This is a genomic window from Comamonas koreensis (genome assembly GCF_021026195.1).
GTDB classification, from domain to species: Bacteria; Pseudomonadota; Gammaproteobacteria; order Burkholderiales; family Burkholderiaceae_C; genus Comamonas; species Comamonas koreensis.
Genome location: NZ_JAJNCT010000010.1, coordinates 132,520 through 144,445 on the forward strand (window position 1 = coordinate 132,520; position 11,926 = coordinate 144,445).

At 66.7% G+C, this 11,926-nt stretch carries 11 protein-coding genes; 9 read left to right on the forward strand and 2 right to left on the reverse strand.

Annotated elements, in window-relative coordinates:
* The first annotated feature begins 69 nt into the window (after positions 1 to 69).
* Together LPW39_RS11100 and LPW39_RS11105 are read left to right on the forward strand one after the other, a co-directional pair.
* Entirely contained in the window at positions 70 to 1,260 is a 1,191-nt protein-coding gene (locus LPW39_RS11100; RefSeq protein WP_021026966.1) for an acyl-CoA dehydrogenase, read from the forward strand.
* 231 nt (positions 1,261 to 1,491) lie between these two features.
* Positions 1,492 to 2,730 carry a CaiB/BaiF CoA transferase family protein gene (locus LPW39_RS11105; RefSeq protein WP_230774619.1) on the forward strand — a complete coding sequence of 413 codons (1,239 nt, stop codon included), beginning with the start codon at positions 1,492 to 1,494 and terminating at the stop codon, positions 2,728 to 2,730.
* A gap of 69 nt (positions 2,731 to 2,799) precedes the next feature.
* Here the strand turns inward: LPW39_RS11105 and LPW39_RS11110 are convergent, their stop codons facing one another.
* Positions 2,800 to 3,537 (reverse strand): methylated-DNA--[protein]-cysteine S-methyltransferase, encoded by a 738-nt coding sequence (locus LPW39_RS11110; protein WP_230774621.1) that lies wholly within the window; start codon positions 3,535 to 3,537, stop codon positions 2,800 to 2,802.
* A 131-nt stretch (positions 3,538 to 3,668) separates the two neighbouring features.
* On the opposite strand from LPW39_RS11110, the gene LPW39_RS11115 reads away from it, so the two are divergent.
* From LPW39_RS11115 to LPW39_RS11125, 3 genes are all read left to right on the forward strand, one after another.
* A complete protein-coding gene (locus LPW39_RS11115) occupies positions 3,669 to 4,154 on the forward strand; it encodes a nucleoside deaminase (RefSeq protein WP_230774623.1) in 486 nt (161 codons plus the stop codon).
* A 102-nt stretch (positions 4,155 to 4,256) separates the two neighbouring features.
* The gene (locus LPW39_RS11120) at positions 4,257 to 5,789 is read left to right on the forward strand and encodes a glycosyltransferase family 39 protein (RefSeq protein WP_230774625.1); all 1,533 of its coding nucleotides are present in this window, start codon (positions 4,257 to 4,259) and stop codon (positions 5,787 to 5,789) included.
* A gap of 50 nt (positions 5,790 to 5,839) precedes the next feature.
* The gene (locus tag LPW39_RS11125) at positions 5,840 to 6,637 is read left to right on the forward strand and encodes an alpha/beta fold hydrolase (protein WP_230774627.1); all 798 of its coding nucleotides are present in this window, start codon (positions 5,840 to 5,842) and stop codon (positions 6,635 to 6,637) included.
* Positions 6,638 to 6,651: 14 nt separating this feature from the next.
* Here LPW39_RS11125 and LPW39_RS11130 read toward each other — a convergent pair whose 3' ends face one another.
* On the reverse strand, positions 6,652 to 7,311 hold the full coding sequence (locus LPW39_RS11130) for an NAD(P)-dependent oxidoreductase (RefSeq protein WP_230774629.1): 660 nt from the start codon (positions 7,309 to 7,311) through the stop codon (positions 6,652 to 6,654).
* 132 nt (positions 7,312 to 7,443) lie between these two features.
* Here LPW39_RS11130 and LPW39_RS11135 point away from each other — a divergent pair, with 132 nt between their 5' ends.
* The 4 genes from LPW39_RS11135 to phnE all read left to right on the forward strand — a co-directional run bounded on the left by LPW39_RS11135 (position 7,444) and on the right by phnE (position 11,920).
* Complete coding sequence (locus LPW39_RS11135) at positions 7,444 to 8,346, forward strand: LysR family transcriptional regulator (RefSeq protein ID WP_230774631.1); 903 nt, start codon at positions 7,444 to 7,446, stop codon at positions 8,344 to 8,346.
* Between the two features lie 210 nt (positions 8,347 to 8,556).
* Complete coding sequence (locus LPW39_RS11140) at positions 8,557 to 9,441, forward strand: putative selenate ABC transporter substrate-binding protein (RefSeq protein WP_230774633.1); 885 nt, start codon at positions 8,557 to 8,559, stop codon at positions 9,439 to 9,441.
* 74 nt (positions 9,442 to 9,515) lie between these two features.
* On the forward strand, positions 9,516 to 10,355 hold the full coding sequence (locus LPW39_RS11145; protein ID WP_230774642.1) for a phosphonate ABC transporter ATP-binding protein: 840 nt from the start codon (positions 9,516 to 9,518) through the stop codon (positions 10,353 to 10,355).
* Positions 10,355 to 11,920 (forward strand): phosphonate ABC transporter, permease protein PhnE, encoded by a 1,566-nt coding sequence (phnE, locus tag LPW39_RS11150; RefSeq protein WP_230775463.1) that lies wholly within the window; start codon positions 10,355 to 10,357, stop codon positions 11,918 to 11,920. The genes LPW39_RS11145 and phnE overlap by 1 nt, the downstream gene beginning before the upstream one ends.
* Positions 11,921 to 11,926 lie beyond the last annotated feature (6 nt).

Consider the following 11,926-nt stretch of genomic DNA (forward strand, 5'->3'; position numbering starts at 1 on the left):
TTTGGCAGGCCCGCGCTTCTGCGCCCGGCCTCGCCTTCCGATACGCGAATACCGATCCAAGGAGCAGACATGGCGCAATTCACCTGGGAAGATCCCTTCCACCTCGACGAACAACTGACCGAAGACGAGCGCATGATCCGCGACGCGGCCCGTGCCTACTGCCGCGACAAGCTGGCACCGCGCGTGCAGGAAATGTTCCGCAAGGAATCGGTGGACACCAGCATCTTCCGTGAGATGGGCGAGCTGGGCCTGCTGGGCCCCACCATCCCGACCGAGTACGGTGGCGCCGGCCTCAACTATGTGAGCTACGGCCTGGTGGCACGCGAGATCGAGTACATCGACTCGGGCTACCGCTCGATGGCGTCGGTGCAGTCCTCGCTGGTGATGGTGCCGATCAACGAGTTCGGCACCGAAGCGCAAAAGCAGAAGTACCTGCCCAAGCTGGCATCGGGCGAGTTCATCGGCTGCTTTGGCCTGACCGAGCCTGACCACGGCTCCGACCCTGGCAGCATGGCCACCCGCGCCTACAAGGTGGATGGCGGCTACAAGCTCAAGGGCAGCAAGATGTGGATCACCAACAGCCCCATCGCCGATGTGTTCGTAGTCTGGGCCAAGGAAGTCTCCGAAGGCGGCGCCGTTGGCCAGATCCGTGGCTTTGTGCTGGAAAAGGGCATGAAGGGCCTGTCGGCTCCTGCGATCCACGGCAAGGTGGGTCTGCGTGCCTCGATCACCGGCGAAATCGTCATGGATGACGTGTTTGTGCCCGAAGAAAACGCCTTCCCCGAAGTGCGTGGTTTGAAGGGCCCCTTCACCTGCCTGAACAGCGCCCGCTTTGGCATTGCCTGGGGTGCGATGGGTGCGGCCGAGTTCTGCTGGCACACCGCCCGCCAGTACACGATGGACCGCAAGCAGTTTGGCCGCCCCTTGGCCGCCAACCAGCTGATCCAGAAAAAGCTGGCCGACATGCAGACCGAAATCACCCTGGGCCTGCAAGCGGCACTGCGCGTGGGCCGCATGAAGGACGAGCACCAGAACGTGATCGAGATCACGTCGCTGATCAAGCGCAACAACTGCGGCAAGTCGCTGGACATTGCCCGCCTGGCCCGCGACATGATGGGCGGCAACGGCATCAGCGACGAGTTCGGTGTGGCCCGCCACCTGGTCAACCTGGAAGTGGTGAACACCTACGAAGGCACGCACGATGTGCATGCGCTGATCCTGGGTCGCGCCCAGACCGGCATCGCCGCGTTCGCCAACTAAGAACGGCCCGAGCCCCCTCGCATGCAGACTCGCTGCATGCCCGCCCACAACCCACTTCACCGCAGGCGCTGCGTGGGTGGGTTGTGGTGTTTTGTGATCGCTTAACCACCCCCTTGCCGGATGCGAATGGCGCCGCCCTGAGGCCGCACGTACCATCGGCGAGTTTTGCAGAAATTTCTTGCTGCAGCGCCTGTTGCACATGCATGGGCAGCTATCGAATTTGGAGACACCATGACCGCAAGCATCGCGCCGCTGGACGGCATCAAAGTTCTGGATCTGTCGCGGGTGCTGGCCGGCCCCTGGTGCGCGCAGATGCTCGGTGACCTGGGCGCTGAGGTGATCAAGGTCGAGCGGCCCGAAGCCGGTGACGACACGCGCCACTGGGGCCCTCCCTACCTGCACACCGATGACGGCACCAAGACCGAGCAGGCCAGCTACTACACCTGCTGCAACCGCAACAAGCGCAGCATCACCATCGACATGGCCTCGCCCCAGGGCCAGGCGCTGATTGTCGAGCTGGCCAAGGATGCCGACATCCTCGTCGAGAACTTCAAGGTCGGCGGCCTCAAGGGCTATGGCCTCGACTATGAAAGCCTGCGCAAGATCAACCCGCGCCTGATCTACTGCTCGGTCACCGGCTTTGGCCAGACCGGCCCCTACGCTCCGCGCGCTGGCTACGACCTGATGGTGCAGGCGATGAGCGGCATGATGAGCATCACCGGCCATCCTGATGGCGAGCCCGGTGGCGGCCCGCTCAAGGTGGGCGTCGCGGTCACCGATGTGTTCACCGGTATTTATTCCTGCTGCTCCATCCTGGCCGCGCTGCAGGCACGCCACCGGACCGGCGAAGGCCAGCACATCGACATGGCGCTGCTGGATGTGGGCATGGCCGTGCTGGCCAACCAGGCCGTGGGCTACCTGAATGCAGACGATATTCCGCAGCGCGCAGGCAATATCCACCCCAGCGTGGGGCCCTACCAGGATTTCCCCAGCAAGGACGGCAATGTGCTGCTGGCCATTGGCAACGACGGCCAGTTCGCCCGCTTTTGCGCCGCCACCGGTAATGAGGCCTGGGCGCAGGACCCGCGCTTTACCCGCAACTCGGGCCGCATCATCCACCGCAAGGATTTGCAGGAACTGATGTACCCACTGATGAAGACACGCACCACCGCCGAATGGATTGCGCTGCTTGAAGACAAGGCCGTCCCCTGCGGCCCCATCAACAACATCGCCCAGGCCTTTGAGGATGCGCAGGTGATTGCACGTGGCCTGCATGTGCAGATCCCGCGCGATGCCGGCGACCAGATCGGCACCATCAGCACCGTCGCCAGCCCCATGCGGCTGACCGCCACCCCGCCGGTGGTGCGCCGCCCACCACCCGCGATGGGCCAGCACACCGACGAGATCCTGGCCGAGCTGGGCCGCTCACCCGCGCAGATTGCGCAGCTGCACAGCGAAGGCGTGGTCTAAGGGCTGGCGCTATTGCTTTGATGCACCGAGGGCCGCTGTCGCGGCCCTTCTTGTTGATGGCGTCAGCGCTCAGTCAAACAGACCCAGGCTGATGCCATCGCCCAGCGCTGCGCCCTCCCACTCCAGCATTTGCAATTTGGTGCGCGTACCGCCATTGGCCGAGAAGCCGCCGCGTGCACCATGCGCCGCCAAGATGCGGTGGCAGGGCACCACGGGTGCAAAGGGGTTGGCCCCCAGCGCCTGGCCTACCGCACGGGCCATCCCCTTGCCACCCAAGTCGTCGGCCAGGTCACCATAGCTGCGCGTCTGCCCTGGCTCAATGGCCAGCGCCAGCTGGTAGACCGCACGCGAAAAATCCGGCACCCCATGCCAGTCGAGCACCACATCATCGAGCAGCGGCAAACCGCTCTGCGCGGACCAGCGGTTCAGGGTCAGCAGGCTGCGCAGGTCGCCCAGCACGGGGGCAGGTGCATCCGGCCAGCGCGCGCTGCCCTCCGGTTCACTGGTCTCCTGGCGCCCGGCCAGCAGCCACTGCACGCCGGCCACCGCCTGCAAAGCCTGGGCACTCAGATCACCGGGCGCCTGCGCCTGTGGCCACAAGCCCTCGCGGCGCTGGCGGGCATGCTCCAGCAGGCGCATCTGTGTAGCCTCCAGGCTGGGCTCGGGCAGCCGCAGCGCGACAACGGCTTGCGCACCCCAGGCAATGCCGCAGACACCCAGGCGGGTGCGGAACAAGGCATGGCCCGTTTGCGCAGCATCCCAGGCATCGCCGGGCGGGGAGCGGGAAGAAAGCGGCTCAGTGTTCATGCCCCGCATCTTGCCCCCACCATGCCGACCCCGCAAGCCGCAGTGCCACTGTCAGCCTTTGCTGCCCCACCCGCGCGGCTGTCTGGGGTGACAGGACAATCAAGCCCGTGTTCCCCGATAAGAAGATCCCCATGACCGACACCCTGCAAGCCCAGCACGCCGCCATCATGCGCGAGGTGCTAGCCAGCGCCCACGGCAACCGCCATCTGCACAAAGGCCGCCCCTTTGCCGCAGCGATTGCCGATGATGCGGGCCGCATTCTGGGCCGGGGCGTCAACACCATCAGCCAGACGCAGGACATGACGGGCCACGCCGAGATGGAAGCCATCCGCGACTGCTGCCACCAACGCCAGCTGCCGCATCTGCAGGGGCTGACGGTCTATGCCTCCGGCCACCCCTGCCCCATGTGCCTGGCGGCGATTGTGGCGGGCCAGGCCAAGCAGGTGTTTTTTGCGTTTGACAATGCCGATGCGGCGCCTTTCGGGCTGTCGAGCGAAGGCGTTTACCAGCGCCTGGGCTTGCAATTGCAATCGCCGCCTCTGCCCATCCAGCGGCTGGATCTGGGCATCAGCGCAGCGCAGCTTTATGGCGATGCGCCCTGGCCCAGCGCGGACTAAGACACCCCGCACATTGCCTTCGCGCTTTGCGTTGGCTTTACGTCTGCCCCTTATGATCGGGCAGCTTTTTTTGGCGGCCACGCCGCCCTTCCCTCCGCTTGCATGACCCCGCTTTCTCCCCCGCCCTCAACCGTTGACCGCCAAGCACTGCGCTGGATTGCTGCGCTGTTTGTGCTGGTCATGGCCAGCCGTCTGCTGGCCTCGCACGGGGTGTCCTGGGACCAGAACGAGCAGCTGGTCTGGTCGCAGCAATTGGAGCTGGGCTATGGGCCCCAGCCCCCGCTCTACACCTGGCTGCAATGGGCCCTGGTGGGGGTGCTGGGCCCCAGCACCTTGGCGGTGGTGCTGCTCAAAAACAGCCTGATCGCACTGAGCTTTGTCTTTATGCTGCTGGCCGCACGCCAAGTGCTGCCCGCGCGCCAGGCCTGGCTGGCCGCTGCCGGCATGACCTGGCTGCCCGGCATTGCCTGGCAGTTGCTGCGTGACCAGACCCATACGGTGATGCTGACCTGCGCCATCTGCGCGACATGGTGGCTGCTGCTGCGCCAGTTGCGCCAGCCGCGCCCACTGGGCTTTGTCTACCTGGGCCTGGTGGTCGCCTGGGGCATGCTGTCCAAGTACAGCTACCTGCTGGTCGCCGTCACCCTGCTGCTGGCCTGCCTGAGCATGGCCAGCACGCGCCGCGCGCTGTTGTCGCGCGGCTGGTGGCTCACGCCGCTGATCAGCATCGCGCTGGTCGCCCCGCATGCCTGGTGGGTGCTGGAGCACTGGCAAGCGGCCAGCGGCGCCACGCTGGACAAGCTGCACCCGGCAGAGACCAGCTCCTACCTCAGCGGCCTGGCCCACGGCCTGCGCGATCTGCTGGCCTTCTTGCTGCTGGCGGTGCTGCCCTGGCTGCTGATGGCGCGTTGGACCAGTGGGCGCTTTTGGCAACAGCCCGCGGCTGCGAGCGGCGCTGAAAACAACAGCCCCACACCTGACTGGCTGGTGCCGCTACTGCGCCGCTATATGGCGCTGGTGGCGGGCGCGCTCGCGCTGATGGCGCTGGCCGGCGCGGCCAAATTCGATGGCCGCTGGATCCAGCCGCTGCTACTGGTTTTTCCGCTCTATGTGCTGGCCCGCTGGCCGGCGCTGGCGCAGTCGGACAAAAGCCGCCGGCGCTATCTGCTGGCCTGCCTGGGCATGCTGGTGCTGGTCTGGTCGCTGGCCTTGCTGGCGCCGCTGCGCGATGCCAAGCGCGGCAAGGGTGACCGCCTCAACTGGCAGCTGGACCTGATCGCCAGCACCTTGCGCCAGGCCGGCTACCAAGGCCAGGGCATGGTGCTGGCCGAGCACCACACCACCGGTGGCGTCATGCGCATTCTGTTCCCCCAGGCCAAGATCGTGGTCTGCGATGCGGACGAGCCGGGCTTTCATATGGACTGCGCCTGGCAGGCTGCCGAAAGCGCGCGCCGCCAGCACCTGCCTTGGCTGCAAATCTCCACCGAGGACCCGGCCCCCGACGCCTGGTGGTGGGCCGCCTGGCCCGTCGATGCCATGCTGCAGGTGCAAGAGGCCGAGCTGCCCTACCGCTGGACCGACCCGGCGATCGAGCAGATGCAGATGAACTTTGTGGTGTCCCCGGCGGGCAGATAAACACCGCCCGGCGCCACTAAGATGCGGTCATTTCCCTCGCCGCCGAGACCATGACTGACACTGCCGCCATCGCCCAAGAACACTGGATCAGCCTGCCCCAACAGGGCCGGCTGTATGCCAAGACCTGGACCCCGAGCACCGCACACCAAGCGCCGCTGGTGCTGATGCATGACTCGCTGGGGTCGGTAGCGTTGTGGAGGGATCTGCCGGCGCAACTGGCCCAGGCCACGGGCCGGCAGGTGATCGCCTATGACCGCCTGGGCTTTGGCCAATCGGATGCGCGCAGCGGCACGCTGTCGGCGCAGTTTGTAGGCGAAGAAGCGCAGTTGTACTTCCCCGTCGTGTGCCAGCATCTGGGTCTGGACCGCTTTGCCTTGCTGGGCCACAGCGTGGGTGGCGGCATGGGTATTGCTATTGCGGCCGGCGCGGGCCAGGACTGTACGGCACTGGTGACCATCGCCGCCCAGGCCTTTGTCGAAGACCGCACGCGGGCGGGCATTGCCGAGGCACGCGCGCTCTTCCAGGACGCTGCGCAGCTGGAGCGCCTGGCCAAATACCACGGCAGCAAGGCACGCTGGGTGGTGGATGCCTGGACGGAGACCTGGCTCAGCCCCGCGTTTAGCGATTGGAACGTGGACGCCTGGCTGCCCGGCCTGCAATGCCCTCTGCTCGCCATCCATGGTGAGCTGGATGAATACGGCAGCACCGCGCACCCAGAGCGCATTGCCCGCCAGGCGGGTGCCGGTGGCCAGACCGAGATCATCGCCGGCGCCCACCATGTGCCGCACCGCGAAATGGCCGAGCAGGTGCTCGGCCGGGTGCAGACGTTTCTGGCGCAGGCCGACTGAGCCTGCGCCTTTCTTCAATAGGCCACAGTGAAGCGCGCCTTGCTGTGCAGATGCTGCTCCAGCGCATCGACCAGGGCTACGGCCAAATCCGCTGCCGAGATATCGCCAGGGCTGCCATCGGCTTGCCACAGCGGCTCGTCCTTGCCGGTGCGGTACTGGCCAGTGCGGCCCTGGCTTTGCGCGGCTGATCCGCCATGGAAGCCCACAGGCGGGCTCAGCAGGGTCCAGTCCAGGGCGCTCTCTTTTTGCAGCGCGCTGTACATGTCGCGGGCCGCACTGGCGCCGGGCTTGATGGCAGCGGGGAACTCGGGTGAATCCACCAGCTGCTGGCCGTTCACATACAGGCTGCCAGCGCCGCCCACCACCAGGTAGCGGGCCACACCGGCTGCGCGGGTGCCGGCCTCGATGGCCTGCGAGCCCTTGAGGAAGTCCTCGTAGATATTCGGGTTGGTCCAGCCTGCGTTGTAGGCCGACAGCACGGCATCGCTGCCGGTGGCCGCCTTTTGCACCACGGCCGCATCCATCACATCCCCCTGCAGCACTTGCAGATGCGGGCGGGGCGCCAGATTGGCGGGGTCGCGCACCAGAGCCACCACCTCGTGGCCACGCCGCAGCAATTCATCAAGCAGTGCAGCGCCTACAAAACCGGTCGATCCAATCAGTGTGACTTTCATCGTATTTCCTTCGCATGGACAAAGGCGGGCAGCCCCTGCGCCACGCCAAGACCACACTGTATGCCGGTCGAGCGGCATTGATAATCCCTCCCATCCAAGCATTTCTTTGAAGCTGTGCTTCATAATCAACCGATGGAAGACCTCAAGCGCATGGCTATTTTTGCGACCGTGGTCGAGCAAGGCTCGATGACAGCGGCCGCGCGTCTGCTGGGCATGAGCGCCTCGGCCGTCAGCCAGCAGGTGCGGCACCTGGAAGCCCAAGCGGGCCTGCCGCTGATGCACCGCACCACGCGCAGGCTCAGCCTGTCCGATGCCGGGCAGCGCTTTTATGCGCAGTGCGCGGTGATGCTGCAGGCCGCGCGCCAGGCCCGCGCCGAGTTGGATGCCGAGCGCGACGAGCCCGTGGGCGAGCTGCGCATTGCCGCGGTGCTGGGCCTGGCCGCACCGCTGGGCCGGGCGCTGGCTCCGTTGCTGCATGCCCACCCGCAGCTGCGGCTGCAGTTGCTGCTCGATGATTCGCACAGCGACCTGGTAGCAGAGCGGGTGGACATTGCCATCCGCCTGGGCGAGCTGCCCGACTCCCACTGGGTGGCCCGACCGCTGGGCACCCTGCCCTGGTGGATATGCGCCGCGCCCGCGCTGGCCCAAGGCAGGCCCGTGCCGCAACACCCACAGGCTTTGCAGGCCTGGCCCTGGATGGCGCGCAACATCGGCAAGACCACCAGCGCCAGCATGCAGCTGCAGCACCGCCACAGCGGCGAGGTGGTGATGCTGCACACGACGCCACGCATCATCAGCAACCAGCAGTACGCACTGCAGCAGCTGTGCAGCGAGGGGCTGGGCTTGGCGCGGCTGTTTTCGCTGGAAGTGGCCGACCAGGTGCGCAGCGGCCAGCTGCTGCACCTGCTGCCCGACTGGGACTGCGGCAGCCTGCGCATCTCCGCCCTCACCCCCGAGCGCCACGCACTGCCCGCGCGTGTGCGGCTGGCCCTCGCCACCTTGCAGGCCCACTTTGCGCCGCTGGCGCTGTCCTGAAGCACCTTGCCGGGTCGCCATAAGTAGGCGCTTGCACCCCCGCTGTTGCCTAAAAAGAACGTGAGGGGCAGCGGTGGTTTTGACAAATACGCAAGAATCCACCTTTGGTGGTCGGTGTACTGCCTTAGTCCTTATCGCTGCGCACAACCCGCGCAGCCAACTAAACCGCCGTGTTATCCGGACGGCGGTGGCTTAACGAACGGAAGCTTTATGACCCACTCTACCGCTCGCCGCTCGGCGCTGCGTGGCCTGTCGCTGGCCGCGCTCACCCTCTCCAGCCTGGCAAGCTTCAGTGCCCATGCAGACACCCCGGCGGTGCTGCGCGTATCTGCCATCCCCGACGAGGCACCCACGGAGCTGCAGCGCAAGTTCAAGCCGCTGGGCGAGTACCTGTCGCAGGCGACGGGCATGAAGGTGGTGTTCACGCCGGTGTCCGACTATGCGGCGGTGGTGGAATCCCTGGCCACCAGGAAGCTGGACCTGGCCTGGCTGGGCGGCTTTACCTATGTGCAGGCAAAGATCCGCACCAATGGCACGGCCATCCCGATCGTGCAGCGCGCCGAAGACGCGGTGTTCACCAGCAAGTTCATCACGGCCGACCCCAGCATCCAGACCTTGGCGGACCTCAAGGGCAAGACCTTCGCGTTTGGCGCGCCTTCGTCCACCTCGGGCAGCCTGATGCCACGCTACTTTCTGCTGCAGGACGGGCTGAACCCGGAAAAGGACTTCAAGACCGTGGCCTACTCAGGCGCGCATGACGCCACCGTGGCCTTTGTGGCGGCCGGCAAGGCCGAGGCCGGTGTGCTCAATACGTCGGTATGGGACAAGCTGGTCGAGACCAAGAAGGTGGACACCAGCAAGGTGCGCGTGTTCGCCACCACCCCCACCTATTTCGACTACAACTGGACCGTGCGCGGCGACCTGGACCCGGCCATCATCAAGAAGCTGACCGATGCCTTCCTGGCGCTGGACCCTGCCAAGCCCGAGCACAAGGCCATCATGGATTTGCAGCGCGCCTCCAAGTTCATCCCGACCAAGCCCGAGAACTATGCCGGCACCGAAGCGGCCGCCAAGTCCGCCGGCCTGCTCAAGTAAGGGGCCGCCGGGCATGGGCACTGCTGCAGGGCCCATGCCGCCTGCCTCTGCTGCACTTTTCCAGCATTTGATCCATGAGCTTTGTGCTTGACGATGTGGGCCTGACCCACACCAATGGTTTTGTCGCACTCGCGGGCATTCGCCTGTCGGCGGCCCAGGGCGAGAGCATTGCGCTGATCGGCCCTTCCGGCGCGGGCAAGACCTCGCTGCTGACGGCCATCGGCACCGCCCACCTGCCCAGCAGCGGCCGCATGCAGGTGCTGGGCCAGGACTTGCCGGCGGTGCCCTCCGCGCGCCAGCTCAAAGCGCTGCGCAGCCTCATCGGCACGGTGCACCAGAGCGCACCGATTGCGCTGCGCCAGCGCGTGGTCACCGCCGTGCTGGCGGGCCGCCTGGGCCAATGGCCGCTGTGGAAGGCGCTGGCATCACTGGCCTACCCGCAAGATATTGCTGGCGCCCGCGAGGCGCTGGCCCGTGTGCAGCTGGAGGACAAGCTCTTTGCGCGCTGCGACCAGCTCTCCGGCGGCCAGCTGCAGCGCGTGGGCATTGCCCGGGTGCTCTACCAGCAGGCCCGGCTGATTCTGGCCGATGAGCCGGTCTCCGCGCTCGACCCTGCGCTGTCGCTGGCCACCGTGCAGCTGCTGGTGCAAGAGGCCGCCGCGCGCGAGGCCACCCTGGTGGCCAGCCTGCATGCGGTGGACCTGGCCCTCCGCTGCTTTGCACGCATTGTCGGCATCCGCGATGGCCGGATTGCCTTTGACCTGCCCGCTGCGCAGGTAAGCCAGGCGCAGCTCCAGGCCTTGTACGCCCATGCCGATGGCAGCGCTGCTGCCTTGCCCACGCTGGGCAGCATGGGCAGCGCCACGCCGCATTTGGTGCCCGGCCCGGCAGCTGAAGTGATCACATGCCGGTGATGCGAGCTTCTGCCACGGGCACTCAGCACCGCGACCCTGCCGCCCGTGGCCGGCTTATCGCACTGCTGCTGGCGCTGGTGGTGCTGTGGCCGATGCTGCAGACCACGGGCTTCTCGCTGGCGCCGTTTTTTGACAGCAACAACCTCAAAGTCGTCGGCGGCTTTCTGGCCCAGTTTCTGCCGCCCGAGAGCAGCCAGGAGTTTCTGGGCTACCTGGGCCAGGCCAGCCTGGAGACCCTGGCCATTGCTACTGCCGGCATGGCGCTGGCGCTGCTTTTGGCGCTGCCGCTGTCCTACCTGGCCAGCGGCGCGGCGCGCGAGAAAGTCAGCCTCAACCCCCTTACCCGCGGCGTGCTGACCATTCTGCGCGGCGTGCCCGAGCTGGTCTGGGCGCTGGTGTTTGTGCGGGTGTTTGGCCTGGGCCCCGCCGCTGGCGTGCTGGCGCTGGGCCTGACCTATGGCGGCATGCTGGCCAAGGTGTATGCCGAGATTCTGGAATCCACCGACCCGGCCCCCGCCCGCGCCTTGCGCGCCAGTGGCGCAGGCCGCCTGCAGGCCCTGCTCTACGGCAGCCTGCCGCAAGCGGCGCGTGAGCTGACCTCGTACACCGTCTACCGCTGGGAATGCGCGATCCGCGCCTCGGTGGTGATGGGCTTTGTGGGCGCGGGCGGCCTGGGCCAGCTGATGGACCAGGCGATGAAGATGCTCAATGGCGGCGAGGTCGCCAGCATCTTGCTGGCCTTCATGCTGCTGGTGGCGCTGGCCGATCTGCTGTCCTGGTGGCTGCGCCGCGCGCTCGATACGCCGCCAGCGGCCCGTGCGCTGCCTTTTGGCAGGCGCAGCGCGGCCATGCTGCTGCTCGGCGGCGTTGGCCTCTGGGCCAGCTTCGGCTTGCTCGGTATCGACTGGTCCGCGCTGTTCAGCCGCGATGCGCTGCAATCGATGGGCAGCTTTGTGTCCGGCTTTTTCTCGCCCGATCTGAGCACCGCCTGGCTGCGCAAGGTGGCCCAGGGCGTGTGGGAGACCTTGGCCATCTCCATCATCGGCAGCCTGCTGGCGGCCATGGCGGGGCTGCTGCTGGCCTTGCCGCGCTGGCGCACGCCCTGGAATGCACTGCTCAACCTGCTGCGCTCGGTGCCCGAGCTGGTCTGGGCAACCATCACCGTGCTGGCCGTGGGCCTGGGTCCGTATGCTGGCGCGCTGGCGCTGGCCTTGCACACGGCCGGGGTGCTGGGCCGGCTCTATGCCGAGGCCCTGCAGAACACGCCCGCAGCCCCCGCCCGGGCGCTGCGCCTGGCCGGCAGCAGCCGCCTGCTGGCCTTTTGCTACGGCACCCTGCCAGCGGCCGCGCCGCAGTTGCTGGCCTACACCCTGTACCGCTGGGAGATGAACATCCGCATGGCGGCCATCCTCGGCTTTGTCGGCGCTGGCGGCCTGGGCCAGCTGCTGTATGTCGAACTCTCGCTGTTCCACTATGCACAGGCCAGCACCGTGATCATCGCCATGCTGCTGCTGAGCATCGCGGTGGACTGGAGCAGTGCCGCCTTGCGCCGCGCAATGCGCTAACCACGA